This window comes from Acinetobacter sp. Ag2 (assembly GCF_001005515.1).
Classification (GTDB): Bacteria; Pseudomonadota; Gammaproteobacteria; order Pseudomonadales; family Moraxellaceae; genus Acinetobacter; species Acinetobacter bereziniae.
The window spans coordinates 17638-44415 of record NZ_LBNA01000038.1 but is presented as its reverse complement, the minus strand read 5'-3'; the positions used below and the strand labels follow the sequence as shown (position 1 = coordinate 44415).

Annotated in this window: 23 protein-coding genes; 11 read left to right on the top strand and 12 right to left on the bottom strand. The window is 37.3% G+C overall.

What is annotated here, in order from left to right:
- Window positions 1-126: 126 nt before the first annotated feature.
- The 4 genes from minC to AAV97_RS05735 all read left to right on the top strand — a co-directional run bounded on the left by minC (window position 127) and on the right by AAV97_RS05735 (window position 2509).
- Window positions 127-846, top strand: a complete 720-nt coding sequence (minC, locus tag AAV97_RS05750; protein WP_005030853.1) for a septum site-determining protein MinC — start codon at window positions 127-129, stop codon at window positions 844-846.
- A 66-nt stretch (window positions 847-912) separates the two neighbouring features.
- Entirely contained in the window at window positions 913-1725 is an 813-nt protein-coding gene (gene minD / locus AAV97_RS05745; protein WP_004722761.1) for a septum site-determining protein MinD, read from the top strand.
- A gap of 2 nt (window positions 1726-1727) precedes the next feature.
- The gene (gene minE, locus AAV97_RS05740; protein ID WP_004722763.1) at window positions 1728-2000 is read left to right on the top strand and encodes a cell division topological specificity factor MinE; all 273 of its coding nucleotides are present in this window, start codon (window positions 1728-1730) and stop codon (window positions 1998-2000) included.
- 221 nt (window positions 2001-2221) lie between these two features.
- Window positions 2222-2509 (top strand): PA4642 family protein, encoded by a 288-nt coding sequence (locus AAV97_RS05735; protein ID WP_004828024.1) that lies wholly within the window; start codon window positions 2222-2224, stop codon window positions 2507-2509.
- 375 nt (window positions 2510-2884) lie between these two features.
- On the opposite strand, the gene AAV97_RS05730 is transcribed toward AAV97_RS05735, so the two are convergent.
- Window positions 2885-4489, bottom strand: coding sequence for an isocitrate lyase (locus AAV97_RS05730; protein WP_046760065.1), 1605 nt, complete (start codon window positions 4487-4489; stop codon window positions 2885-2887).
- 634 nt (window positions 4490-5123) lie between these two features.
- Here AAV97_RS05730 and AAV97_RS05725 point away from each other — a divergent pair.
- The 3 genes from AAV97_RS05725 (at window position 5124) to AAV97_RS05715 (ending at window position 9317) form a co-directional block, all read left to right on the top strand.
- Window positions 5124-6113 carry a LysR family transcriptional regulator gene (locus AAV97_RS05725; protein WP_004722769.1) on the top strand — a complete coding sequence of 330 codons (990 nt, stop codon included), beginning with the start codon at window positions 5124-5126 and terminating at the stop codon, window positions 6111-6113.
- 143 nt (window positions 6114-6256) lie between these two features.
- On the top strand, window positions 6257-7588 hold the full coding sequence (locus tag AAV97_RS05720) for a hemolysin family protein (protein WP_046760064.1): 1332 nt from the start codon (window positions 6257-6259) through the stop codon (window positions 7586-7588).
- 388 nt (window positions 7589-7976) lie between these two features.
- Window positions 7977-9317, top strand: a complete 1341-nt coding sequence (locus tag AAV97_RS05715) for a CitMHS family transporter (protein ID WP_046760063.1) — start codon at window positions 7977-7979, stop codon at window positions 9315-9317.
- A 206-nt stretch (window positions 9318-9523) separates the two neighbouring features.
- On the opposite strand, the gene AAV97_RS05710 is transcribed toward AAV97_RS05715, so the two are convergent.
- The 5 genes from AAV97_RS05710 to AAV97_RS05695 all read right to left on the bottom strand — a co-directional run bounded on the left by AAV97_RS05710 (window position 9524) and on the right by AAV97_RS05695 (window position 13764).
- Window positions 9524-11308 (bottom strand): cholesterol oxidase substrate-binding domain-containing protein, encoded by a 1785-nt coding sequence (locus AAV97_RS05710; RefSeq protein ID WP_228136515.1) that lies wholly within the window; start codon window positions 11306-11308, stop codon window positions 9524-9526.
- Window positions 11309-11772: 464 nt separating this feature from the next.
- Window positions 11773-12525, bottom strand: coding sequence for a twin-arginine translocase subunit TatC (tatC, locus tag AAV97_RS05705; protein ID WP_004828013.1), 753 nt, complete (start codon window positions 12523-12525; stop codon window positions 11773-11775).
- A gap of 15 nt (window positions 12526-12540) precedes the next feature.
- Complete coding sequence (locus AAV97_RS05700) at window positions 12541-12915, bottom strand: hypothetical protein (RefSeq protein ID WP_046760061.1); 375 nt, start codon at window positions 12913-12915, stop codon at window positions 12541-12543.
- A 20-nt stretch (window positions 12916-12935) separates the two neighbouring features.
- Window positions 12936-13100, bottom strand: coding sequence for a twin-arginine translocase TatA/TatE family subunit (tatA, locus tag AAV97_RS20825; protein WP_004828008.1), 165 nt, complete (start codon window positions 13098-13100; stop codon window positions 12936-12938).
- Between the two features lie 163 nt (window positions 13101-13263).
- Entirely contained in the window at window positions 13264-13764 is a 501-nt protein-coding gene (locus AAV97_RS05695) for a hypothetical protein (protein WP_004828006.1), read from the bottom strand.
- A gap of 960 nt (window positions 13765-14724) precedes the next feature.
- Here AAV97_RS05695 and AAV97_RS05690 point away from each other — a divergent pair.
- On the top strand, window positions 14725-15735 hold the full coding sequence (locus tag AAV97_RS05690) for a zinc-binding alcohol dehydrogenase family protein (protein WP_046760060.1): 1011 nt from the start codon (window positions 14725-14727) through the stop codon (window positions 15733-15735).
- A gap of 120 nt (window positions 15736-15855) precedes the next feature.
- On the opposite strand, the gene AAV97_RS05685 is transcribed toward AAV97_RS05690, so the two are convergent.
- Entirely contained in the window at window positions 15856-16848 is a 993-nt protein-coding gene (locus tag AAV97_RS05685) for an NAD(P)H-quinone oxidoreductase (protein WP_046760059.1), read from the bottom strand.
- Window positions 16849-17121: 273 nt separating this feature from the next.
- Between AAV97_RS05685 and AAV97_RS05680 the strand changes: the two genes are divergently transcribed.
- Together AAV97_RS05680 and AAV97_RS05675 are read left to right on the top strand one after the other, a co-directional pair.
- Window positions 17122-18624, top strand: coding sequence for an outer membrane protein transport protein (locus tag AAV97_RS05680; protein WP_046760058.1), 1503 nt, complete (start codon window positions 17122-17124; stop codon window positions 18622-18624).
- A gap of 172 nt (window positions 18625-18796) precedes the next feature.
- Window positions 18797-19345 carry a DUF2239 family protein gene (locus AAV97_RS05675; protein WP_005030862.1) on the top strand — a complete coding sequence of 183 codons (549 nt, stop codon included), beginning with the start codon at window positions 18797-18799 and terminating at the stop codon, window positions 19343-19345.
- A gap of 110 nt (window positions 19346-19455) precedes the next feature.
- Here AAV97_RS05675 and AAV97_RS05670 read toward each other — a convergent pair whose 3' ends face one another.
- From AAV97_RS05670 to cysD, 3 genes are all read right to left on the bottom strand, one after another.
- Window positions 19456-19638, bottom strand: coding sequence for a hypothetical protein (locus AAV97_RS05670; protein WP_046760057.1), 183 nt, complete (start codon window positions 19636-19638; stop codon window positions 19456-19458).
- 463 nt (window positions 19639-20101) lie between these two features.
- Entirely contained in the window at window positions 20102-21715 is a 1614-nt protein-coding gene (cysN, locus tag AAV97_RS05665; protein WP_009585805.1) for a sulfate adenylyltransferase subunit CysN, read from the bottom strand.
- A 128-nt stretch (window positions 21716-21843) separates the two neighbouring features.
- Entirely contained in the window at window positions 21844-22752 is a 909-nt protein-coding gene (gene cysD / locus AAV97_RS05660; protein WP_026040334.1) for a sulfate adenylyltransferase subunit CysD, read from the bottom strand.
- 149 nt (window positions 22753-22901) lie between these two features.
- On the opposite strand from cysD, the gene AAV97_RS05655 reads away from it, so the two are divergent.
- Window positions 22902-23348, top strand: coding sequence for a GNAT family N-acetyltransferase (locus AAV97_RS05655; RefSeq protein WP_005030864.1), 447 nt, complete (start codon window positions 22902-22904; stop codon window positions 23346-23348).
- Between the two features lie 76 nt (window positions 23349-23424).
- Here AAV97_RS05655 and AAV97_RS05650 read toward each other — a convergent pair whose 3' ends face one another.
- The gene (locus AAV97_RS05650) at window positions 23425-24882 is read right to left on the bottom strand and encodes a capsule assembly Wzi family protein (protein ID WP_046760056.1); all 1458 of its coding nucleotides are present in this window, start codon (window positions 24880-24882) and stop codon (window positions 23425-23427) included.
- 195 nt (window positions 24883-25077) lie between these two features.
- The gene (locus AAV97_RS05645) at window positions 25078-26703 is read right to left on the bottom strand and encodes an inorganic phosphate transporter (protein ID WP_005030866.1); all 1626 of its coding nucleotides are present in this window, start codon (window positions 26701-26703) and stop codon (window positions 25078-25080) included.
- Between the last annotated feature and the right edge of the window lie 75 nt (window positions 26704-26778).

Sequence of the window (26778 nt, the reverse complement as noted above, 5' to 3'; positions counted from 1 at the left end):
AGCAATTCATTGAAAATATTTGTATCTTTGCTAGAGAAATCATTGAATATGTTCTAGCATTTGCCCTAATTTACAATTTGACTTTAGATAGAAAAATTTAGGTCACAAGCCTTTTAAGGAACAATTATGGCTGATATACGGATTACAGGCAGAATGGTTAATTTTACCCGATTAACCTTCGATACTAATGATCATGATGCCATCCGCCAGCAATTAACTTCAATGATGAGTGAAACCTCTTATCAAGGGGCTTTGGTCATTATTGATACCACAGTTGAACAAGAGCTTATCGCCTTGATTCAATTGATTATCAGCTTAGATTTACAGCCAATGGCTGTGATTGATGGTTTGTTGGGTGATCAAGCCAGAGCAATTCAATTCCCTGTTTTGCCTGCCGATCGTCCTTTACAGCGGATTAAACCCACCAAAGAACAAGTGGTTGAAACACCTGTAAAACAGCCTGATCAACCAACAAAAACTGCAACAGTGAATACGCCTAAAACATTAAGTCATGCAACCTCATATCATGATGAAATTTTAAGAACTGGGCAATGTATTGTTCAAGACCACGGCGATGTCATTCTAAATGCTGGTATCAATAGTGGTTCAGAAGTCATTGCTTCAGGAAATATACATATCTATGGCAGTGTTCGTGGTAGAGTCATCGCTGGTGCAGGTGGGAATACCACTGCAAGAATTTTTTGTCATTCATTAGAAGCCGAATTGGTTTCTATAGCAGGAACATATTGTGTAGCAGATGACATTCCACAAGATGTCATAAAAAAAGCTGTACAAATTTACTTGAATGATCAGCAAGAGCTAGTATTTGAAGCTTTGCAATTTTAAGGTATAAATTAAACACCATATAAAACTCGTTCAATCGAGTAAATGACCATAACAGGAGTGGATTCGGTGGCCAAAATTGTTGTCGTTACATCAGGCAAAGGTGGCGTAGGTAAAACTACGACGAGTGCATCTTTTGCAACAGGATTAGCCCTACGTGGTCATAAAACTGTTGTGATTGATTTCGATGTGGGGTTGCGTAATCTTGATTTGATTATGGGCTGTGAACGTCGTGTTGTTTATGATTTTGTTAATGTCATCAATAACGAAGCGCGCTTACAACAAGCCTTGATTCGTGATAAAGATATTGAAAATTTATATATTTTACCTGCATCACAAACACGTGATAAAGATGCCTTAAGCGATGATGGTGTCGCACGTGTAATTGATGAACTTTCTCAAGAGTTTGATTACATTATTTGTGACTCACCTGCTGGGATTGAACGTGGTGCGATTTTAGCCATGTATCATGCAGATGAAGCCATTATTGTGACCAACCCTGAGATTTCTTCTGTTCGAGATTCTGACCGTATTATTGGAATGCTCGACAGCAAAACGAAAAAAGTTGAAAACAACGAAGGACGTGTTCGTAAACATTTATGTATCACACGTTTTAACCCTGAACGTGCTGATAAACAAGAAATGTTGACCATTGACGATATTTCTAAAGATATCTTACGTGTGCCTACTCTTGGTGTTATTCCAGAGTGTCCAAGTGTGCTTCAGGCATCGAATGAAGGTAAACCTGTCATTCTTTACCAAGAAGCTTCTGCTGGACAAGCGTATGATGATTTAGTTGCTCGTTTCTTGGGTGAAGAACGTCCTTATCGTCACATTACAGTGAAACCTAAGGGTTGGTTAGCACGATTATTTGGAGCGTAGAAATGGCAGGATTTTGGAGTAAACTTTTTAGCAACGATGACAAACCATCTAGCGCCCAAACTGCTAAAGATCGCTTAAAAGTTATTGTTGCTTCTGAAAATGGTTTGGGCAAACGCCTGAGCCAAGACAAGATTGATCAAATGAAAAAAGAAATCATGCAAGTGGTCAATCGTTATGTACGTGGTGTGGATGAACAGCATATTCAAATGCAAGTTCGTTCAGAAGCCAACATTGAAATGTTGGAAATGAATATCAATTTACCTGAAGAACGATAATTTCATTATTGATTAGTCAAGTGAATTGATTCAGGGCAAAATATGTCGCGGAGTTAGAAAAGCATGGCTTTTACTCTTGCTAGATATTTTGCCCTTTTATTTTAGATTTTATTCAGCTAAATATTGTATTTATCCGTATTAGCGTAAATATCAATAGCTTTTATATAATGCTGCAAACTAAGATAAACAATTAGATTTAGATTTTTTGAGGAGATGCTGTTATGGCACTTTCACAGCCAGCAACGTTCAATGAAGAATGGTCAGACGAGCGTGTATTTGCCTATTTAGATCAACTTCCTCCTGAAGGAATCAACACAGATTTCCATGTGTTGTATCATGCTTTTAAGCATATGCGTCCTTTTGATTATGAACGCTTATTGACTAAGTTTGTTGCTGATGGTCGTGACATCAATGCAACCAATCCTGAAGGTCAGCGTATTCATGACGTGATTGCTGAATACCCGCGTCAAAAAGAAGGTTTCTTAGAAGTATTGGCAAAGTTTGCTTAAACACTCAAAAGGAATAGTGACGAACTTTTAAAAAGTTTAGACTTATTTGATACAAACGCTCGATGAATATCATTGGGCGTTTTTTATTTTTTCTGAATAACAAAGCTAAAGCAACGAATACATGATTGTGTACTAATTTTTTGTATTAGATATAAATATTGACGATCACCAAACATTAAAGATTTCAGGATAAATGTTGGGTGACTTTTTTGTGCCCTTATTCTCCCTCTCATGAAGATCCATTGTTGAAGTTAAAATATAGAGTTATTCAAAATAATCACCAGTTTACTTCACAAATACACCTTGAAAGATATAACTTATCATCAAGCATAAAAAAACCCAGCTTACGCTGGGTTCTTCGAATCAAGTCAGTGCTTAGTGAGCAGCGAATTGGTTCATTGTGTTTTTAGCATCGTCATGCGCTTTAAGTGCATTGTCACCAGAGAAGATTTCTTTGTGATCATCACCGATGTCTGAACCAGCCATTGCTTGGTGTTTAACACAAGCAATACCACCGCGGATTTCTTTACGCTGTACGCCAGCAACATAAGCCAACATACCTTCAGAACCGAAGTAACCTTGTGCAAGCTCATGAGTTGAAAGCGCAGCAGTGTGGTAAGTCGGAAGTGTGATCAAGTGATGGAATACACCTGCTTCACGAGAAGCATCTGCTTGGAAAGTACGGATTTTTGCATCAGCATCAGCAGCTAATTCAGTGTTATCGTACTCAGCGCTCATTAATTTAGCACGGTCGTAAGCAGAAACATCTTTACCTTCAGCAACCCAACGATCGTAAGCTTGTTGACGGAAGTTTAAAGTCCAGTTGAATGATGGGCTGTTGTTATAAACAAGCTTCGCATTTGGAACTGTTTCACGTACACGGTTAACCATGTGAGCGATTTCTTCAACGTTTGGAGTTGCAGTTTCGATCCAAAGAAGGTCAGCACCATTTTGTAAGCTAGACACACAGTCAAGTACAACACGGTCAATTTGAGTACCTTCACGGAATTGATATAAGCCAGAAGCTAAACGCTTAGGACGGTGTAATTTACCATCACGTTTGATCAAGATTTCATCTTCTTGAGCATCAGCAATATCAATTTCTTGAGTATCTAAGTAGCTGATATATTGAGAAGCAATGTCACCTGGCTCTTTAACCACTGGGATTTTTTGAGTCAAGTCAGCGCCTTCAGAGTCAGTACGTGCAACGATGATACCGTCATCAAGACCCATTTCTAAGAATGCATAACGTAATGCATGGATTTTAGCGATGAAGTCTTCGTGTGGAACTGTTACTTTACCAGCTTGGTGACCACATTGTTTCGCATCAGATACTTGGTTTTCGATTTGAAGGGCACAAGCACCAGCTTCAATCATTTTACGCGCAAGTAAATAAGTTGCTTCTTCGTTACCGAAACCAGCATCGATGTCCGCAATAATTGGCACAACGTGAGTTTGGAAACCATCGATTTGAGCAGTAATTTCAGCAGCTTTTGCAGTATCACCTGCTTCTTGAGCTTTATTAAGCGCACGGAATAAATCGTTTAATTCTTTCGCATCAGCTTGACGTAAGAATGTATAGATTTCTTCGATCAATGCAGGTACAGAAGTTTTTTCGTGCATAGATTGGTCAGGAAGAGGACCGAATTCTGAACGAAGTGCAGCAACCATCCAACCAGAAAGGTAGATGTAACGTTTGCTTGTTGTACCGAAATATTTTTTGTTCGCGATCATTTTTTGTTGCGCGATGAAACCATGCCAGCAACCTAATGATTGAGTATATTTGCTAGAATCTGCATCATATTCAGCCATATCACGACGCATGATCGCAGCTGTGTATTTAGCGATATCTAAACCAGTTTTGAATTGGTTTTGCATCTGCATACGAGCAGCATCTTCTGGGCTAATATCGCGCCATGTGCTTCCGAATTTTGCTTTTAATTCACGGATTGCATCAATCGCTGTTTGGTATGTAGTCATGATATGTTCCTGTAATAATATTAGGATTTCATCAATCGAAGAGCCAAATCCACTCGGTATTTGATTGTTCAGATTTAGAACACTTCGTTGTTATGAAGTTAGCTTAGATTGAGTGCCTAAATTAATCCAATATTTTGAGTTAATTTTCAGTATTTATTTAAAAAATATATAGATCAAAGTCGTATTATAATTATGTAAGAATTTTTTAAGCCTTTATTTTTTCTTTAATTTTAAATCATCTCAATCAAAGAACTTTGATTAATTATGCGCCAAAATGCTCAATTTATATTTATTAGACTTAAGTCTGAAGTTGTTAAAAATATACTTGACGCTGTTTTTTTTGATGTAAAAATATACAAACACTGAACTTCTTATGCTTTAAATGAGTACCATATTTGCTGTTTGGAAGGCGCATAGCTCATTGCAAAGTACACTTTCATATAGAATCTCAAACATGATGATTTGTATTTTTGAAAGTATTTAACCTATCCAATACAATTACGCACAAACTACCTTTAGAAATCTCATAATAAGTAGGGTCTGTTGTTGTTTTTTCATCTACTTTTTACACAAAAGCATTTCCTTATGGCATAATCCCATGTGATTTCTAAATTTTATTTTCGGTATTTTTTTTATGAATCTGGAGCGGGTCGATCTTAACCTCTTAATTTACCTTGACGTTCTTTTACGTGAAAAAAATGTGACTCGTGCAGCTGAACAGTTGGGTGTAACGCAACCGGCAATGAGTAATATTTTACGTCGTCTGCGTAATTTATTTAATGATCCTCTTTTGATTCGCTCATCGGAAGGTATGACACCAACAGAACGTGCACTGGAATTACAACCGCGTATCCGTGATGCCCTCTCTGACTTATCGATGATTTTAGAACCACGTACTGAGTTTCGACCTTATACCAGTAACCGTGTCTTTCGCATTATGACTTCAGACTATGCGGAGGCAACTTTAGTTCCTCGTTTAGTTAAAGCACTACGCTCAGAAGCCCCGAATGTGGTTCTTGACTTTCTTACGCCAAGTGACGTGTCTTACCGAGATATGGAACAAGGTAAAGTTGATTTAGCGATTAACCGCTTCAATGAAATTCCACAAAGCTTCCACCAAGTTTTAGTGTGGCGTGACAGCTTTTCTTGCCTACTCAATAACAAACATCCTGCTTCAAGCAACTTGAATCTTAAAAGCTATTTAGATGCACAGCATATTTGGGTTTCAAAAACGGGAATGGGTGTAGGATTTGGAGTTAACCCTGAAAAACAAGCTGGATTAGGTTGGATTGATCAAGCCTTAGAGCGTATTGGTCAAAAACGTAAAATTTCTGTATTTACCCGCCATTATCAAATGCCAGCATTATTGGCATCGAATGTAGATTTGATTGCCACTTTGCCGACGCGTATTGCGCGCTTACAAGCGAAAAGCCAGAACTTATTAATCAAAGATCCTCCATTCTATATTCCTGAGTTTGAGTTAAAAATGGCATGGTGTCCTTTACTACATCATCACCCTGCTCATCGTTGGTTACGTCAATTGATTCTTTATGTTGCACGCCAAATGATTGAAGAAGAAAACCGTGAATTCATGCAAAATAATTCACATTTTTCGCAATATTAAGATAAATTTCTTAAATTCTTATCATTTCAAGCTTATACTCATTCCAAATCGGTAGTGGATTTATTCACTACCGCCCCTTTTTATGTGTTAATTTATTATGTATTCATAACTTCTCATAATAATGATGATCCACAGGTGGATTCGTGAGCCTCTTCCAGAATATCCTAATTATCGCAGTACTCATTGCAGGAGCTGGTTTTTTATCTTTAACTGAAATCGCACTTGCCGGTGCGCGTAAAGTTAAACTCAAAATTCTTGCCGAATCTGGCGATGAGCGAGCACAAAAAGTCTTAGACTTACAGCAAAACTCTGCCGATTTCTTTGCTGCCTCCCAAATCGGGTTAAATGCGGTCGCTATTCTAGGTGGTATTTTAGGTGAAGGCGCATTCCGCCCTTATTTCTTTGAATTTGTTTCTCGCTTTTATGTAGGTCCGTGGGCTGAAACCATCAGCTTTGCACTGTCCTTTACTTTAGTAACCTCGCTATTTATTCTTTTTGCAGACTTAATGCCAAAACGTATGGCAATGATTGCACCTGAAAAAATTGCAGTTGCAGTCATTAATCCAATTCAAGTTTTTATCGTCATCTGTAAACCTTTGGCTTGGTTTATCAATGCAGTTGCAAACCTATTGTTCCGCCTGTTCAAAGTGAATACCACCCGCGAAGACAACATCACTTTCGATGATATTTCAGCAGTGATGGATGCTGGTGCTCAAGCAGGCGTGCTACAAAAACAAGAACACCATTTTATTGAGAACGTGTTTGAGCTTGAAGAGCGTAATGTTCCCTCAAGTATGACACCACGTGAAAATGTGGTGTTTTTTACATTAAAAGAGCCAGAGGAAAGCATTCGTCAAAAGTTAGCGGAATATCCCTATTCAAAATTTTTAGTTTGTAATGAAACGATTGATCAAGTGATTGGCTATGTGGATGCTAAAGATATTTTAGTTCGCATTCTCAACAATCAAAAAATCAATCAATTAAACGAATCGACCATTCGTACTGTGTTGAGTATTCCAGACACGCTGACTCTTTCTGAATTGCTTGACCGTTTCCGATCAAGTAAAGAAAAGTTTGCGGTGGTGTTTAATGAATATGCTTTAGTGGTTGGTGTGATAACCCTCTCTGATATTATGATTACAGTGATGGGTGATTGGGTAACCCCAATGGACGAAGAGCAACAAATTATCAAACGAGATAATAATTCGTGGCTGATTGATGGAAGTACGCCCATTGAAGACATGAAGCATGCGCTAGAAATTGATGAAATGCCAGATGAAGAAAACTATGAAACTTTGGCAGGTTTTATGATGTACCAATTAAGAAAAATTCCTAAACCTGCAGATACTGTTATTTTTGGCGGCTATAAATTTGAAGTAGTCGATGTCGATCATTTTAAAATTGATCAGCTTTTGGTGACCCGCTTACTTGAAAGACCAGAACTACCACCATCTGAAGAAAACCCTTCTTCATAGCCATTTATTTACTACAAAAGCTCAGTTTCCTTACTGAGCTTTTACCAATAAAAGATTCCCTTTATCACAAAAGCTTTGCTCTTTTATGTTATTCCTATCACATTTATTCATAATATTTTGAAATATGAAAATTACCATGAATCCCTCATTCAAAAACAATATTAGAATAAAAATATATAAATCAATGCATTAAATTTTATAACCATTTTGGTGCAAAAATGAATGACGTTTTTAAATATCTGTTTTAAATACTCTATTTATTAAAAAAATAGTCACTCATTTAATATTTCTACAAATATATTTAAATTTAATCAAATAACTATTAGCATTCTTCTGCTTAAAAAACTAAAAGACTTCTGCAATAAAAGTCTCATTCAAGGATTGAACTATGCTAACCGTATTAGGTTTAGGCATGATTTTATGCTTTATGTATTTAATTATGTCTAGACGAATGACTGCACTTGCTGCGCTCACACTTATCCCAATTCTATTCGCACTCATCGCTTACGGTCTTGGCTTCTACGTGGACAGTCTAGGGCATATTGAAATCAAAGAACTTGGCGAAATGATGTTAGAGGGTGTTAAAAAGCTTGCCCCTACTGGCGTGATGCTATTATTCGCCATTCTCTACTTTGCCATCATGATCGATACAGGTCTGTTTGATCCTTCAGTCAAATTCATTTTAAGACTGGTTAAAGGTGACCCGTTAAAAGTCGTCATTGGGACAATTACTTTAACCTTAATTGTTTCTTTAGACGGTGATGGCTCAACCACCTACATGATCTGTGTAGCCGCAATGTTACCACTCTATAAACGATTGGGTATGAGCCCACTGATCATGGCATGTTTAATGATGCTTGCCAGCGGAATTATGAACCTAACTCCTTGGGGTGGTCCAACTGCTCGTGCTGCCAGTGCATTACATGTAGAAGCAAGTGATATCTTTGTCCCGATGGTCTTACCGATGTTAATTGCCATTCTATGGTTATACTTCGTTGGTTTTATGTATGGGCGTATGGAACGTAAGCGTTTAGGGATTATCGAACTTGATGTCAGTCATGGTGATGACATTCAGATTTCAACTAATCCTGAAGCAAACCGTGCACATTTAAGATGGTTCAATGGTTTATTAACCGTTGTATTAATGATCTGTTTAGTGAAAGGTGTTTTACCTTTACCCATTCTATTTATGATCGCACTTTGTATTGCACTGGTTGTGAACTACAAAGATATAGATATGCAAAAATCTTTAGTCGCTCATCATGCAGGGAGTGCGCTAAACGTCGTTGGTATCATTTTCGCAGCAGGGATCTTTACGGGGATCTTAACAGGAACAGGCATGGTCGATGCCATGTCTAAAGAATTGGTGGCGATTATTCCACAGAGTATGGGTCCATTTTTAGCACCCATTACCGCTGTGATTAGTATGCCATTGACTTTCTTCATGTCGAATGATGCGTTCTACTATGGTGTACTGCCGATTCTTTCAGAAGCTGCAAGTCACTATGGGATTACACCCGTAGAAATGGCACGTGCTTCAATTGTGGGGCAGCCTGTACATTTACTCTCACCACTGGTTCCATCCACTTATTTATTATGTGGATTGGCTGGGATTGAATTTGGGCAACATCAAAAGTTCACCATTAAATGGGCGATTCTCACCTGTTTAGTCATGCTCGTTGCAGCAATGCTACTTGGCGTATTCCCATTATATTCAACCATGCATTGAACGTAATAGATGCTTAAAAATGCAAAAAAGCCGATATTAATATCGGCTTTTGTGCATTTAACGGTATAAGCACATACCCAGCTTAAAAATATTCCTGACTTTTGGCGCTATTTACATAAATAGAAGTATTTGAATCAAACAAAATTGCCTAAAATTCATGAATAATTGTATGTTTTTAGACTAAAAAAACGATAAATCATTTCAATCTATTTAAAAATTTTTTCAAGAAAAGGAGATACAAATAATCCTTTTGGATCATATCGTTTTAATACCTGTCCTGCGGATTGAATCGTTAAATCATTACTTTGACCGAATGCATGTACTTTAGGTAATTCATTTTCTAAGTAATTTACATTGTCCCATGCCTTGTCATAGGTATAAGCCCATCCTTTTGACCATTCAGGACGAACCAAACAATCTCCTTGATAGTGCTGAGTCATCCATGATTCGATTTCAGCATAGAACCTTGCTGCAAAAGGCGTACCTGGCAAAGTTAATATATCAAACCAAACCGCACAGTCCCATTCTGGATGATCAGGACATGGCTTTATCGCAGATAAAGCGGCAGTTTGTGCATTGGCAAGTATTGAATCAGCGGGATGATCCAATCCAGTAACACGTATCTCAACGGGTCCATTCACTGGGTAACGATTTATTCGTTGGTATTGTTTTAAACGGATTTGATATTCTGAACAGAAATCAGCAATCACACGTTGCACATTCTCTCGACTGGTCAGTACAGCATAACCATTTGCAGTGACCCTTAAAGTTGTTGGTTTTACATAGAGTAAAGTGTTTTTAGAGGGTCCCCATAAATCAGATGTTTGTGTTGCAGCTAAACCATGCGTAAGGATCGTCGTAATACCTGAAAAAATTGTCCCTTGCAGCCCCAATGTCGCAATTTGTAACTGCATTTGTCCAAATGCAGGCGTTAAATAATGATTCTTCTGAATGACAATTTTTTGAATCAAATCTGCAAGTGGTTTAGGTAAATTATCTGAAAACCAAAAATTAAAAGGATGGAATGCAATACGAGATGTCAGTGGTCTACGTGGAGTCACTGACCAAACTTTCAACCAAGGATAATCGGTAAACGGAAACCATATCGCTTCAACTCGACCAGACTGATCAAGAAATTTAGAGAAAGTACGCCCAGCATCTTTATTGGGTGAAAATAACTCTAATTGGTGAATATCGGTAATACTTTCACAGCGTAAATATTGATTTGCTCCTGTTTGCAATTGTACAGATAACACAAATGCACGACCAAGATTCACCAAGAAAGCTCGAATGTCGGGATTGTTCCGATAAAAAGTTTTTTCGACATATTTCTGCTGCTGTGCATCAAAGACAGCGACTGTCATTGAGACGACCAAATTACTGATCGAACCAAATGTTTGTCCTGCAACTAAAGTTTCTCCCTTGGCAGGAACACCCGTACCATGACCATTAATTGCCAAAACACCACCCAATGTTAAATCACCTGGTGCTGGTATTGAAACAAAGCCACGCCCATTGTCCTCCATGAACTTTAAGAGTGCCTCCATTTGAATTCCCGCTTCAGCAGTGACCACCCCATCAGATTCAATAGACATTCTATTGATATGAGTCGGCATATCGATCAGAATCACTTTCATGATTTGATCGTGGTCATCTAGCATTAAAGGCGACCAATTATGCGACATACCTTTTGCCCGAACTTTATATCCATTTTCAGCAGCCCAATTGATCACCGCTAAAATCTCTTGTTGATTTTTGGGTACAGCAGTCCATGCATTTTCATATTTTGATTCACCCGACCAATTTTCATAGCGTTGCTTATGAAGACGTATTTTCGATGGAAAATTATTTAATCGATCATGGTGTTGAAATATCCAAGCCTTGGCACTTTGAACAGGCATCCATGTAGTCACGGCACCAAATGCAGCAAGGCTTCCCATTGTTTTTAAAAAATCACGTTTTGCTGGATCGAAATCAACTTTCTTATTCATCATCATCACTCTTTTTCAAGGTTTATTTTTATCAATCAGCTGTAAATATGAAGATTTACAGACCAAATCAAAAGTTCGCACTAGGCGCAATTTAAATCATAAATACATGATATTTATAAATATTAAATAAATTACAAACAACGTTTTTAATCACGTTGAAGAATGTACAAGAACAAATGAAATCTATATTTAAATTTTGAAGTACCCTCCGCCTTTCAAAACTAAAAAGGGGCTTAATTGTGTTCATAAAATTTACTTGCTCAACATAATGTTATGAATTCAATCCCCACAGCGCATATATCAAATGGACTTGGTACTGTTTTGCTTGAATTAAAATCATATGATTTCCCTCTTTTATTGAGTTTATTGTTAAATGATTATCTTAAATTATTAAGAAAACCTTAATCTATCACGATTATTTTTCATTCGCAAAAAAATTATACAACAATACGATATTTTCTGATTTATTCAGTTTCTGTGTTACGAAATAAAATAAAAGAAATCAATAAACCAAGCTCAAATAAAAAATACATAAAGCAACCAGCAATTGCCATCGAAAGCATATCTGGCGGCGTGATAAACATGGCAATAAAGAAACAAAAAACAAAGATAAATGATCTTTTTTGTTTTAACACGTTTAAATCAATTAAATTAAAATATACAGCAAGCACAGTAATGAGTGGTAATTGAAAAACAATACCCAAAACGACAAAAAGCTTTATCGAAAACATTAGATACTGATTTATATCCGTCATGGGAAGAACAACATCTGGAGCAATCCCCATAAAAAAACTTAACACCTTAGGTAAAATAAAGTAATACCCAACCAATATTCCCAAATAAAATAAAATGACGCTAGACATAAAAAACAAAGACAGCACCCATCGCTCCTTTTTATGAAGTGCAGTATTTAAAAATGAATAAACCTTATAAAAAATAAAGGGCATTAATAAAATCAGCGTAATAAAAAAAACAAGCTTAAAGGGTGATAAGAATGTAGATGTTACATCGGTGGCAATCATATGTGCAGAAGGTGGCAACTTTAACTGTAGAGGTAAAGCTAGAAAACTATAAATTTTCGCTGAAAATGGCGCTAAGCTTAAAAAAATCATTAAAAAAAGAATAGACAGTTGAATGACAATTTTTCTTATTTCAATAAAATAGAGTAAAAACCCCTTTTCTTTTATGATTGGCTTTTCTGTAAGAACGTTATTCAAAACTTCTCCTCTTTTTTAAATCTTAAAACAGTTCCATAACATCAGATGCTCTAGAACAAATACTGTATTAAAAGGTGCTTTAAATTGAAAATGATCGATTGGATAATATTTTATATTTTCTTCCTTATCTTTATTTTCCATATAGTTTAAATATTCATATAATTTTTCCTCTAATTTTTTTATATTACCCATTTCATGTGTTAATTCACTTTTTAAATCATTTAAATCTAATTGCTTTTGAATAGATTGATGAAATTCACTTTTAAAATGACTTAATTTTCTTCTTGCTTGAATAATATAATTTATTGCATCAGATGCTTTATTTGGTCCTAAAACAATAATTGCAACAATGATAAGTAAAATTAGCTCACTAAAACCAACATCGAACATAATTCTCCACCACGCTCAATTTATTTCAAATGTGTAGAGTCTTGGTCATCTTCTTTGATTGCTTTTCTAAAATCTTTGACTGCACCACCAACATCTTTTCCAAGATTCTTTAATTTGGCAGTACCAAAAATAACAAGGATAATGATTATAAATAAAGCAATATGTCCAATTGACATTCCCATCATTATTTTTATCTCTCAAATGTAGTTTTGTTAAAATAAGCAGTATAAAACAATTATTATTATTGACGAATATAAATTGTTAAACAATTGTTAAGATTTTCTTTATTTTTATATTTTCTAATCAGCAACAAAACCTTTGCTTGTGCTGATTAGCGCTTTTTATAATTCAAGGATGAATTAAGACATCGAGTAATGCTTGATAGTGGATTGAAATATCATCTTCTAAAATTTTATAAGCACTGTCGAATTGTACCATTGGCCAACCTTCTTTCCAGAATGGGAAAATATTGTGCAAATCATGTGTCACAATTGCATCTTCACGAACAATTGCCTGCGCGACTTGTGACAATACTTGCGCTGTTTCAGCACCATCAATCGCTAAATAATCAATGCCTTTGGCTTTTAAAATACGAACACGGTCTTTTTTGTAACGGATTTTCTTCGCTTGCGCTTCATTCAGATTTAGAGCCAATGTAACCGCTTCAACAAATTTATCTTCAAAGCTCTGGTTTAATGCAACCAATGCCTGTTTATGTGCTTCTTGACGCCCTGCTTTTCCACCCTCACGAATGATTTTTTTTGCATCAACATTCAATTCATCCGATTTCATCGACTGAAGAATGTCTAAAATTTCAATATCACTTAATGATGCAGAAGAATCTGTCATGGGAGTCCTAAAACAAAAAATAAATAGAATCGCTATTTTCGCATAATTTTGAAATTAAATCAGAGTTAATCTTAATTTCAGATCCATAGAAGATTGGCTTCAAAATATTCATCTCACAATCATTCTTAAACTGCCTCTATTTGCAATTTTTTCATTGTATAAACATATATTTAACCAGACACCTCTTCTACTATTGTTTTGCTTAGCCACCATCTGTGTACTTTTCGCAATTCTCTCAAGCATTGTTGTTTATATCCATTCCATTAAAAGTAATGACAAAGTGGTGGTAAAATTTTAATCATATCTTCGCTTTATACCCTACTTTTACAGTTCATGAATTTTCTTCAATCTAGTTTTGTTTTTTTGTGGTCGAATTTTTTATTAAAAATAACGTGAGTTCGATGCAATTAAATATTCAACTCATTGAAAAATAATAAATCTCTATGGATTCTTGCTACCTTTTCATCCAATTTTAGAATGAGGAGCGGAGCTCCGCAAGCGCAACCATCAATAGCGTTTCATTTCTCTTGATCAATAAAATGAAAGCGATCAATAGATTGTTTGATGATCTAAAGCTTGCACTGCCATGCTTTACTTCTAACGTTTAAATTGTTTTGCGTAGTCGATGCCTCACTTTTCAGAGATGAAAAGTGACAAAAATCTTTCGGTGAGCTAGGGGTACATCCTTTACCCCCGCTCAACATGGCGACATCCATGTCGCCTCACGATCGCAAGACCATCAATGATTCAAAAAGTACAAAATAAATGAATCATCTAAATCACTTATATGAATAATCAGGCAGTTTGACTGTATCATTTTTCATCAAGGATTTTTATCGAACTCAGGTTAAAGATACTCATTTAAATTTAAAGAATAATCATCTACTCACAAATTTATGCTTTCATCTACGCTTTTTTTTTGCTATTGATTTGATAACGCAATAAAAAATAGTGAACTTCATGAAAGCTGTTGCCTATAAAAAACCTTTAGCAATTACTGAAACCCATGTTTTTTCCGAAATTGAAATTGATACCCCAGTCGCAACTGGTCACGACCTATTAATTGAAATCAAAGCGATTTCAATTAATCCTGTCGATATCAAAATGCGCCTACGCACCTCACCGGACAATGAAACATGGAAAATTTTGGGTCATGACGCAGTCGGGATTGTTAAAGCCATTGGTGACAAAGTTCAAAACTTTAAAGTTGGTGATGAAGTCTTTTATGCAGGCTCTAACCAAAGACAAGGTTCTTATGCAGAATATCAATTGGTAGATGAACGCATCGTAGGTTTAAAACCTCAATCCATTAGTAATGCCGAGGCTGCCGCTCTACCTTTAACGTCTTTAACCGCTTATGAAATGTTATTTGATCGTTTAAAAATTCAAGATACCAAACAAGAAAAGCCTATCATTTTAGTGATTGGCGCAGCAGGCGGTGTCGGATCAATTACCGTTCAACTGCTCAAAGTATTAACTGAATTTACTGTAATCGCCACTGCATCTCGACCAGAAACCAAAGCTTGGCTAAAAGAAATTGGCGCGGATTTTATCGTAGATCACAGTCAACCCTTGGAACAGCAAATTTTAGACCTCAATATTGGTTCACCGCATTATGTATTTTCAATCAATGGCACTGGACGTTATACACAGGCAATTGCCAATTTAATTGCACCACAGGGGCATTTTGGTTTGATTGATGACCCTGAGAACTTTGTTATTAATCCTTTTAAAATCAAATCTGTGTCTATTCATTGGGAGTCAATGTTCACTCGTTCTACATTTCAGACCAAAGATATGACAAGACAAGGTGACATTCTCAATAAAATTTCCAAATTAATTGATGACCATAGGATTAAAACGACGTTGGGACAAAACTTGGGCACAATCAATGTAGAGCATGTAACTCAAGCACACAAGATGATTGAGTCGGGACAAAGCATTGGTAAAATCGTTTTAGAAGGCTTTTGATTTTTCTGAATCACGCTGATTTTTATTAATCGCTTAAATCTATGTACAGATTTAAGCGATACTATTCAGCTACTTTTAAACCATCACAGAGACTGAAATGATGATACTCATCATAAAGTTTTAAATGACTTCTACCACAACTTTACCAATATGCTCGCCTGTATCCATAGAAGCGTGCGCAGCTTGAATTTGATCAAATTGAAATGTTTTATAAATCATTGGCAAACATTCACCTTTTTGCCAAAGTGGAGCAACATGCTTCATTAAGCCTTGCGCAATTTCAGCTTTTTCAGCTGTATTACGTGCACGCATGGTTGAACCGGTGATGGTAAGACGCTTCATCATGATTTGTCCCAATTTGACCTCTTTAGCTTTAGCACCACCGAGAAAAGCGATATAGACCAAACGTCCATCTTTTCGGAGCAAGTTTAAATTTTGCTCAAGATAAGGAGCTCCGACCATATCAAGAATAATATCAACTCCTGCATTTTCAGTCTTTTCGAGAATCACTTTTTCAAAATCTTCGGTTTTATAGTTGATCGCATCCGTTAAATGCCCAATCGCTTCGACTTTTTCATCAGAACCAACGGTCGCAAAGCTTTTCAAACCTAAAGATTGCGCTAACATTAAGGCAGTCGTACCAATACCACTTGCCCCACCGTGTACCAAAAGTGTTTCACCTGCTTTGGCATGTGCCATTTGAAACACATTCGCCCATACGGTAAAGAAGGTCTCAGGTATTGCCGCAGCTTGAACAAAGCTCACCGCATCAGGAATCGTAATGGTTTGAGATTCTGGTACAACACAATACTCTGCATAGCCACCACCATTGGTCAGTCCGCAGACCTTATCTCCAAGTTTAAATAAGCTTACATCTTCTCCAATCGCAACAACCTCGCCAGCAACTTCTAACCCTGGCACTGGTGTAACCCCTTTGGGCATTGGATATAAGCCTTGTCTTTGTAAAATATCAGGGCGATTAATCCCAAAAGCATAAACCTTTACCAAAACTTCATTTGCTTTAGGTTGCGGAACTGCCACATCTTCATATGCGAGTTTTTCTACACCGCCCGGCGCTGTAATAATGATCTGTTGCATAGACTTTGTAGACATATTTTTCTTTCCTAGTTCGTGAATTTAATGCTCTCGATATTTGAACATAAACCATCAAATCTGCAAATATTTCTCCACCAAGGTCTACAAAGATCATCATTGAAACTTATTAGAGAAAATAAAAATACTTTTTATCAAAAATTTATCATTTAGTACTTGATTCAAACTCTAATTTTGATATGTTCAAACTGATCATAATGAATATGATTAAGCATTAATCAATAAAGCGCCATAAAAATAATTTCAAAGTATATTGTCAAGGAGACGATAAATATGCGAATCAATAAAGTACTCATCGCAATGATGTCTATTTATCTTCCCAGCTCTGCACTGTACGCAGCAGCTCTAGATAGATCAGGACAATCTATGTCAGCATTTTTACAGCCAGGTAATTATTTTGAAGCAGGTATCTCTGTTTTAGACCCCACTGTAGAAGGGCGTGAAGCGGACACATCAGAAAGTCGTCGACATATTTCAGACATGGGAGATGACTATTACTTTCCATCCGCAGCAATCAAGTTACAAGTCACAGACAATGTCTCATTTGGCTTGTTATATGACCAACCTTTTGGAGCAGATGCAGCATACAGTGGTCAAAATGTCTTTGTTTCATCTCCAAATGATACGGTATTACCACAGGCACGTTTAAGTGCACTTCGTGCTAGTACAATTAAGTCTACATTTGATGGCATGTCTGTACAACAACGAGTTGGTGCGTTTTTACAAGGTCAAAATATAGATCTCTCCACGCCCAATGGGCAAATACAATTGACTAATACCATTAATGCCTATAATACTAACGCAACAATCAAAGCAGGCGTTGATGCCGTAGTACAAAATGGCATTACCAATAAAGTGGATCAAGGTATTGCAGCAGCCAATGCCAGTCTAGGTAAAGGCAATACCAAAGTAGAAGTAGACTCTCAAAACTTATCGATGGTTTTTGGTTTTCAACCCAATAAAAACTTCAATATTTATGGGGGTGGTGTTTATCAAACTGTAAAAGGATCGACAAGTCTACGAGGTCAAGCCTATAGCTTATATAATGGTTATGACAGCAAAATTAAAGAAACCAGCGGTGTGGGTTGGTTAGCAGGTGTCGCTTTTCAAATTCCTGAAATTGCATTAAAAACATCCGTCACTTATCGCTCTGAAATTGATCATGATGCTGATGTACAAGAAAATATTTCTGCACTAGGTGCACTGGCTTTACTTCCAGGAGGACAAGCTGCGATTAGTAAAATCCAGAATGCCAGTGGAAAAACGCGTATTACCACCCCTCAATCAGTCAACTTAGACTTCCAAACAGGAATCATGGCAAATACGGTGGCTTTTGCAAATCTACGCTGGGTAAACTGGAAAAACTTTTCGATTCGACCAGTCAAGTTTGGCGCTGTTTCTGAAGCAATTGGACCTTTAGTAGGTAAGCCAAATGGTTTTAACCTCGTTGATTATTATGATGATCAAATCTCTGCAACAGTAGGTGTTGGACGTAAAGTCAATGATCATTGGGCTGGTAACGTTTCAGTGGGCTGGGACTCTGGTGCAGGTAATCCTGTCACCACTTTAGGTCCAACAGAAGGTTATTGGAATGTTGGCTTAGGTCTTCAATACAGTCCAACACCAGCCACCTTCATTGCGGGTGGTGTAAAATATTTCTGGCTTGGTGATGCTAAAGCACAAACATCCTCGCAATTCGGAACCGATACACATGTTGCTGAATTTAAAGACAACAATGCAATCGCTTATGGCTTAAAAATGGGTTATCGCTTCTAAGCTATTTCATTTTAACAAGCATGTAATTCTTCAAGTTTTACATGCTTTTTTATGGTCTAAATTTAGGACTTATCAAACCATTGGTTATTTTTTGATTGCTATTTGTATTTTACCCTGATAATATCCAATCGAAAATTATTTTTACCCAGATAAAATACCAATAGGTTTTAAAATGAATACTGAACTAACCTACACAGCCTTTATCGGTCATCGGCAATTAATCAGTGATCAACTGCTTAATGTCGCACTGATGATCAAACAACAAGGCAATATCTCTACACCAGTTCTGATTTTTAATGATCAGACAGGTCAGCAGATTGATGTCAATATCATGGGTTCTGAACTTGATATCCAGCAACGTTATGGCGAGCCTGAAGTGATCAAGAAAGTGGGAAGACCAAAGTTGGGAGTCATCTCTCGTGAAATCACCTTGCAAGAAAAACATTGGAATTGGTTAGATCAGCAAAACTCGAGTGCATCAGCAGTTATTCGAAAATTGATTGATCAAGAACTCAATAATCCGCATTCTGAAAGTAATAAAATGATGGTAAAACAAGCCATAGATCGCTTTATGTCTGCTATGTCGAGCAATATCCCCAATTATGAAGAAGCCGCTCGAGCTTTGTATCGAGACAATCAAGAAAGCTTTATTGCTTTAATTGAAAATTGCCCTGAAGATATCAAGACATATTTATTGGCTAAATCAAATTATGCATTTTAAGGAAAGCATCCTTAAACAGACTGAAATGCTCTAGGTCCATTGGACGAGAGCATTTTTTTATGAGCTATTTTTTTCAAAGTATTTGTATTACCGTCATATACAACGCATCGTTATCTCTGATTTTCTGAATCATCACAAGCCTGTTTTAAGCGTTGCATCGCCATTGGATCCATCGGTGCTGTCATCATTGCATGATAATGACGACACTCTTTAGTCGGTTCATATATTTTAGATTGATTTGACGCACAAGCTGTTAATACAAAAACGATCATGACAAGGAAAAATACTTTCATTACATTCTATCCACTTAGAGCTTGAGCTAAATTAAAACTAATTTTTTTAATTTTTACTGTACTTACTCTGTTTTTATTCGATTTCATAGCGGTGCTTATATGATGATCATATTATTTGTTCAATGACATGATCAGTATAACCAATCTATTAAAAACTTATACAGTAAATACAATTTCTAAATTAATCGAATCAATGTTCTGTTTTTGCTCAAGTCAAAGGAGATATCCATATCACCCTTGAGCAATGGCGACATCCATGCCGCCAACAGTGATAACGACATGAGATAAAATTGGCTGATGAAAAAAGCAAAAACTCATTCATTGATATTAAGTGAATAATATTGATTGATATAAGAACAGCTATTCTAGATAAAGCTTGTTCTCTGTATTAAGCGTACTCACTATCATTTCTTTCAAAAATAGACCCGCCATAAGGCGGGTCTATTTAAATATATTTAAACAATTAAAGGCGAACCAATTCCACAATTTTCTCAGCCAATTCTTCAACTGCTTCTTGAGCAAATGCTACATCAGCACCTTGTTCAACATCAGTCACCACCACAACACCTGTTTGACGGAGTAAACTAACTTGATCACTTGATAGCCCTGCTTTTGCAATCGCAACAACACCTTGCTGAATCAACAAGCTTTCGAGTGCTTGTGCATTTTCAAGTGCTTGTGCAGATACTGCAACAACCGCTGGTTTTTGACCTAAACGTGCAGCACGTGCTTCAGCAGTCACAGGCTCATTATGTGCAGTCCACTCAACTGCCGCTTCGACCATACCCGCACCGACAGTGACGTTGCTTAAACGATCAATAAAAATGAATGAACCTGTATAACGACTGTCATGATAACGATCAAATACAACAGGCGCATCAAACTCGATCGTTACATCAGCAATCGCATTTAAATCAAGCTGTTCAACTTGAATTTTTTCCAAGGTATTCACATTGGTACGATAGTTAATTTTTGCAACTTTCGCAGGAATCGTTTGTGTACCGAACTTCACATTATAAAGTTTGCCTAAAACTAAAGGCTGGTCAGTCATCCATACGACCGTCGCACGAGCAGAACGTGAAATGAGCGGTTGCTCGCCTGCTTTGACCAAAACATTACCACGAGAAATATCGATTTCATCATTCAAGGTCAAAGTCACTGCTTGACCAGCAATTGCATGTGTTAAATTACCATCAAAAGTGACAATTTCTTTCACTGTTGATTTCTTGCCTGAAGGTAAAGCTACAATTTCATCGCCAACCTTCACTTCTCCTAATGCAATCGTACCGCAGAAACCACGGAAGTCGAGATTGGGGCGATTGACGTATTGCACAGGGAAACGAAATTCATGTTTGCTAACGTCATGGCTAATTTCAACCGTTTCCAACGTTTCCATCAAAGTTTGACCTTGATACCACGGCGTATTCGTTGATTTGTTCACAACATTATCACCGTTCAACGCTGAAATTGGCGAGAAGATGATATTGGCAGGTTTACGATCACCCAATTGATTAACGAAATTGTTGTACTCAACTTGAATTTCATTGAAACGTGCTTCAGAAAACTCAACCAAGTCCATTTTGTTAATTGCAACCACAATATTGCGAATCCCTAAAAGGCTTGCAATAAAAGTATGACGGCGAGTTTGCGTTTGTACACCATAGCGAGCATCGATCAAAATGATCGCAAGGTCAGCAGTCGATGCACCTGTTGCCATATTACGCGTGTATTGCTCATGCCCAGGTGTATCGGCAATGATGAACTTACGTTTTTCCGTTGAGAAATAACGGTAAGCCACATCAATGGTAATTCCCTGCTCACGTTCCGCTTGTAGACCGTCAACAAGCAATGCCAAGTCTGGTGCATCACCTGTTGTGCCTACTTTTTTAGAGTCGCGTGTCACGGCTTGTAATTGATCTTCGTAAATCAATTTTGAGTCGTAAAGCAAACGACCAATTAACGTTGATTTACCATCATCCACATTACCGCATGTTAAAAAGCGCAGTAAGTCTTTATTTTCATGCTGTTTTAAATATGCCAAGATATCTTGGCTAATCAATTCTGATTGATGAGACATTGCTCAAAGCTCCACAATATTTTGAAATCGGTTGCTATATTTTTAAATCCTCCCAAATCCTCCATTTTCTTGCTGGAGTTCCCCCTCTTTTATAAAGAGGGGTTAGGGGGAGATTCATATAAAAATACTTAGAAATAGCCTTCTTGCTTTTTCTTCTCCATCGAACCAGCCTCATCATGATCAATCATACGACCTTGACGCTCTGAGCTCGTCGCTAGAAGCATTTCTTGAATAATTTCGGGCAATGTTGTTGCAGTTGATTCAACTGCACCTGTTAATGGATAACAGCCTAAAGTACGGAAACGTACCGATTTCATTTGTGGAACTTCACCTTCTTTTAAGCGCATACGCTCATCATCCACCATGATCAGCGTACCACTACGTTCAACCACTGGACGTTCAGCAGCCAAATATAGTGGCACCAAAGGAATACTTTCTTGATAGATATATTGCCAAATGTCTAACTCTGTCCAGTTTGACAATGGGAAAACGCGGATACTTTCACCTTTATTGACTTTACCGTTATAAAGATTCCAAAGTTCTGGGCGTTGGTTTTTAGGGTCCCAACGATGTTTCGAATCACGGAAAGAATAAACACGTTCTTTCGCGCGTGACTTTTCTTCATCACGACGCGCGCCACCAAATGCCGCATCAAACTGGTATTTATCCAAAGCCTGCTTTAAACCTTGGGTTTTCATAATATCGGTATATTTTGAACTACCATAATCAAATGGATTTACGCCAGCATCTTTACCTTCTTTGTTTTGATGCACAATCAGGTCAAAACCGTGTTCTTTTGCCATGTTGTCACGGAATTTGATCATGTCCTTAAACTTCCAACCTGTATCGACATGCAACAGTGGGAAAGGAAGTTTTGCAGGATAGAATGCTTTTAAAGCAAGATGCAGCATGACAGCTGAGTCTTTACCAATTGAGTAAAGCATCACTGGATTTTCAAACTCAGCAGCAACTTCACGGATAATATGAATACTCTCAGCTTCAAGCTGTTTAAGATGAGTAAGTCTTTCCTCAGATATAGGCATTGACAGCACCAGCTCACAAAAACGTGTACTTATTACACATATTAAAATTTATATTCATTATAGTGATTTACACGCTAACCCTTTTGCTTGTTTTTTTATATTCATATATAAAAACATCATAAGCAAAAAAATATGAGATCGCGATGTCTACACAAATTATTGCCTTAGAAGAAGTTCACTTTGAGCAATGGCTCCCCCTTTGGCAAGGCTATTTAAGATTTTATAATGCACAGATGAACGACGAACAAATAAGATTATCTTGGAAGCGAATCACAAATCCTGATCAAACGGATATGTTTGGCTTTGCCATCAAAGTAAATGGTCAGGTGGTTGGCTTTGTACATTTGATTTCTCATCCAAGCATGTGGACGAATTTACCCTATTGTTATTTACAGGATCTTTTCATCAAAGAACAATTTAGAAATCAAGGTTTAGCCCAGCAATTAATTGAGCATTGTTATCAGGTCTGTACTGGAAAATTTGATCGCATCTATTGGCTAACTCAAGCATCTAATATCACTGCTCAATATTTATATGATCGTATTGCAACTAAAACAGGGTTTATTCAATATAAAAAAGCATTAGCTTGATCAGATTATGGGTTTATTCAACTTATTGAACTGTATACCTCAAGAACCAATGGTATACAGTTCAAATCAAGATAAATTAATGCCCCAATATCGATTTATCTAAAGGAATTTCAATTCCTACAGAAGCACCAGCATCGTTGCCGTGTACATCCGAATCGCTGACCCAGCCATTAATTTTTAAAGGCATGGTCGGTTTAATATAATGCGTCCATGTTAAATCTAGAGCTTTAATCTTATCCTTTTCTAGAAATGCGAGATTGATTTCATGATCGCCAAATATTCCAGCAGATTGATTTACTTTGGCATAGATTACACGTCCAGATAAACGGTTCATCACATCAAAGCGAATATTACCACCTACGGAAATCATTTCTCCATCCCCACCCATTGCATGTCCAAGTGGGAAACCTTGCTGATAATAACCATCTCCATAGATTCGATGACTATAAGAAATTCCGAGTGGATCACCATTCGTGGTTGTATCAGCCCATTCAGCATAAAACTGAACCGGCATATTTTTAAAACTTGTAGAGTAGTCTACGCCTGCTAAATACATTTTCTTAGAAGGCAAAAATCCTGCTTCATCTTCACCCACATATTGCCCATAAAAACTGACTGGAACATTTAATAAGGATTGAAGGTTTAAACGAGCATCAAAGCCTGCGATTTGATTGGATTTATCTTCATCACCGTTTTCAAAGTTATCATTCCCTTTGATTGCATTCCAAAGTGAGCTCCAACTTTCTGGACGTCCGTCACCGCCCCATTGCAAAATACGCGAAGCCCCTAATTCTAAATAAGGTAAAGGCTGAGCTGTCAAACGGAATCCTAAAAGCTTAGCATCAGGCACGGCTTTATAATCTTCTAACTGTCCAGCAAAAGCTTGATATTGCCAAGGTCCAATCCAAGATAACCATTTAGATTCAAAAGCTTTTTGTTCAGCGCGTTGCGCGGTAAAACCGTAGACTGGACGGCTGGCATCACCACGAATCAAACTTCCATCATGCCCAGGTCCCCAATAAGTTGGAATTTGACCTGCAATCACCCATTGATTCCACAATTTTCCAGCAATGTATGAGCCTTCAACATTGACATCACGGCGATTGTCAATCTGAGGATCTTTTTCGCCATTCACACGCAGCTTGGCATCCCAGTTTTCACCACCACCATTAAACTCAAGTGACCCAACATATTGTGCTTTTTCACGATCGCCAAAAGCTTGCGGAATATTTTTCTGATCTGTTTCTGCAAATAAACCCAGTTTTGCTGTTTGATTATCAGCTTTTAATGCATTTTGAATTGAATCAATAACTTTTTGTTGTGTGTTGTTCGAAATCTTCGCTTGAGATAATGCACGTTGAATTTCATCACCACTCATTGGCCAAGTTGAAGTGCTGATTTGAATCACACCTTGTTGATTTAACCAGTTTAAATCTGTACGGATATCTTGATTATTTAATACAATTCCCTGAGCCAAAACAGGTAAAGACATTCCAAATAACACAGCAGCATACAGTGCTTTTCTTAAATACATGCTCATTTTTCTCAAGTGTGATTTACTGCCACACCATAGTTATTTTAAAAGTTTTTTTCAATGGTGAAATTGTGTTATTCGCATTGCAAAAACGCATACATCATTCGAAAAAAAAGTGTACCGAAGTACACTTTTAAATATTTTAAATGCCAAGACAGCCAACATTCTTTTTCAGAAAAATCAATACGACTGCTTTTAATTAAAGACTTTTAACAATAACCAGAACAATCCACCTGATAAACAAATAGTTGCAGGTAAAGTAAAGATCCAAGCAGAAAGAATGGTTTTGACAGTCGCAAAATTTAAGCCAGATTTGTTGGCAACCATCGTTCCGGCAACCGCACTATTCAGGACATGGGTTGTTGATACAGGCAAACCAAAACCATCAGCAGCAGCAATCGTTGACATTGCTACCAGTTCAGCAGACATGCCCTGACCATATGTCATATGATGCTTACCGATACGTTCACCCACAGTCACCACAATACGCTTCCAACCCACCATCGTACCTAGACCTAAAGCCAAGGCAACAGCAACTTTTACCCAGTTTGGAATATATTGTAAGAATGAATCGAGATTCTTACGGTAATCTTTTACAACTTTAGCTTGAGCTTCATCCATTTTTGGAAGTTGATCGGCTTTATCTAAACGTTTAAATGCCGTTGTACTTAAGTACATATCATTACGTAAAGATGATACTTCAGCTTCTGGAATATCCTGAAGATTTCCAAACTGACCTACACGCTCACCCAAATGATCGGTCAAACTTGCTAGAGCAGGAACAACCGCAGGGTTTAACTCTTTGGTTTGAATAAACTTCGTGATCGTTGCACGTGCTTGCTCATCTGGAATATCAGCGTGTTCTGCATAAATTGCTGTCGCGGTTTGACTAGACAATTGTGAAAATGACTGCAAATGTTGTTGATCCAAACCACGGTTTAAAGAATAAGCCAAAGGCACAATACCAATCAAAATCAACATGATCAGTCCCATACCTTTTTGACCATCATTTGAACCATGCGCAAAACTTACCCCTGTACAGGTAAAAATAAGAATCGCACGGATCAAAGGTGGTGGCGGTTTATTGCCTTCTGGTGGTTGGAACAATTCAAGTTGCTTTTTAAACAGCTTTTTAACAATCAGGAAGACCACTGCTGCAAAAGCAAAACCAATTAAAGGAGAAAACAACAATGCTTTGCCGACTTTAATGACCTGATCCATGTCTACACCGCTTGCACCACTGGATGCGTGCAAAATGTAGTTCATGATTCCCACACCTAAAATTGAACCAATCAAAGTATGGGAACTCGATGCAGGAATCCCTAAAAACCAAGTTCCTAGATTCCAGAGAATTGCAGCAATGAGCATTGCAAAAACCATTGCAAAGCCAGCACCACTCCCCACATTCATGATTAATTCAACAGGAAGTAATGCAATAATCCCGTATGCAACAGCACCACTTGCAACCATGACCCCAAGAAAATTACAGAAACCTGCCCACATCACTGCAACTGGTGCAGGTAAGGCGTTGGTATAAATCACGGTAGCCACAGCATTGGCAGTATCGTGAAAACCATTTACAAACTCAAAGCCTAAAGCAATGAATAAAGCAGTCGCTAAAAGAATGACTGAATAAAGACTTAAAGGTGGAACATGTGCTAAATCTGCACTAACTTGCACCCCGATATAAATCAAGGTTGCAATAATAATCGTCAGAAACACCGGCATAAAAAACTTCGGTGTAGGTACATGCACATTCGTCGATTTAGCAGCTTGAGACGATGATGCAGAATCTGAGACGGGAGGTAAATTCGAATTCATGCAGAAGGTAAGCGAATATTAGAATGCGCTTATTGTTCAATTAAATTGTGACAATTATATGACAAATAGCTCCCC

Excerpts from the sequence above, each read along its gene's own strand:
- minC (WP_005030853.1), top strand. The coding sequence starts at position 127 with ATGGCTGATATACGGATTACAGGCAGAATGGTTAATTTTACCCGATTA.
- minE (WP_004722763.1), top strand. The coding sequence starts at position 1,728 with ATGGCAGGATTTTGGAGTAAACTTTTTAGCAACGATGACAAACCATCT.
- AAV97_RS05735 (WP_004828024.1), top strand. The coding sequence starts at position 2,222 with ATGGCACTTTCACAGCCAGCAACGTTCAATGAAGAATGGTCAGACGAG.
- AAV97_RS05730 (WP_046760065.1), bottom strand. The coding sequence starts at position 4,489 with ATGACTACATACCAAACAGCGATTGATGCAATCCGTGAATTAAAAGCA.
- AAV97_RS05725 (WP_004722769.1), top strand. The coding sequence starts at position 5,124 with ATGAATCTGGAGCGGGTCGATCTTAACCTCTTAATTTACCTTGACGTT.
- AAV97_RS05715 (WP_046760063.1), top strand. The coding sequence starts at position 7,977 with ATGCTAACCGTATTAGGTTTAGGCATGATTTTATGCTTTATGTATTTA.
- AAV97_RS05710 (WP_228136515.1), bottom strand. The coding sequence starts at position 11,308 with ATGAATAAGAAAGTTGATTTCGATCCAGCAAAACGTGATTTTTTAAAA.
- AAV97_RS05700 (WP_046760061.1), bottom strand. The coding sequence starts at position 12,915 with ATGTTCGATGTTGGTTTTAGTGAGCTAATTTTACTTATCATTGTTGCA.
- tatA (WP_004828008.1), bottom strand. The coding sequence starts at position 13,100 with ATGATGGGAATGTCAATTGGACATATTGCTTTATTTATAATCATTATC.
- AAV97_RS05695 (WP_004828006.1), bottom strand. The coding sequence starts at position 13,764 with ATGACAGATTCTTCTGCATCATTAAGTGATATTGAAATTTTAGACATT.
- AAV97_RS05690 (WP_046760060.1), top strand. The coding sequence starts at position 14,725 with ATGAAAGCTGTTGCCTATAAAAAACCTTTAGCAATTACTGAAACCCAT.
- AAV97_RS05685 (WP_046760059.1), bottom strand. The coding sequence starts at position 16,848 with ATGTCTACAAAGTCTATGCAACAGATCATTATTACAGCGCCGGGCGGT.
- AAV97_RS05680 (WP_046760058.1), top strand. The coding sequence starts at position 17,122 with ATGCGAATCAATAAAGTACTCATCGCAATGATGTCTATTTATCTTCCC.
- AAV97_RS05675 (WP_005030862.1), top strand. The coding sequence starts at position 18,797 with ATGAATACTGAACTAACCTACACAGCCTTTATCGGTCATCGGCAATTA.
- AAV97_RS05670 (WP_046760057.1), bottom strand. The coding sequence starts at position 19,638 with ATGAAAGTATTTTTCCTTGTCATGATCGTTTTTGTATTAACAGCTTGT.
- cysN (WP_009585805.1), bottom strand. The coding sequence starts at position 21,715 with ATGTCTCATCAATCAGAATTGATTAGCCAAGATATCTTGGCATATTTA.
- AAV97_RS05655 (WP_005030864.1), top strand. The coding sequence starts at position 22,902 with ATGTCTACACAAATTATTGCCTTAGAAGAAGTTCACTTTGAGCAATGG.
- AAV97_RS05650 (WP_046760056.1), bottom strand. The coding sequence starts at position 24,882 with ATGTATTTAAGAAAAGCACTGTATGCTGCTGTGTTATTTGGAATGTCT.
- AAV97_RS05645 (WP_005030866.1), bottom strand. The coding sequence starts at position 26,703 with ATGAATTCGAATTTACCTCCCGTCTCAGATTCTGCATCATCGTCTCAA.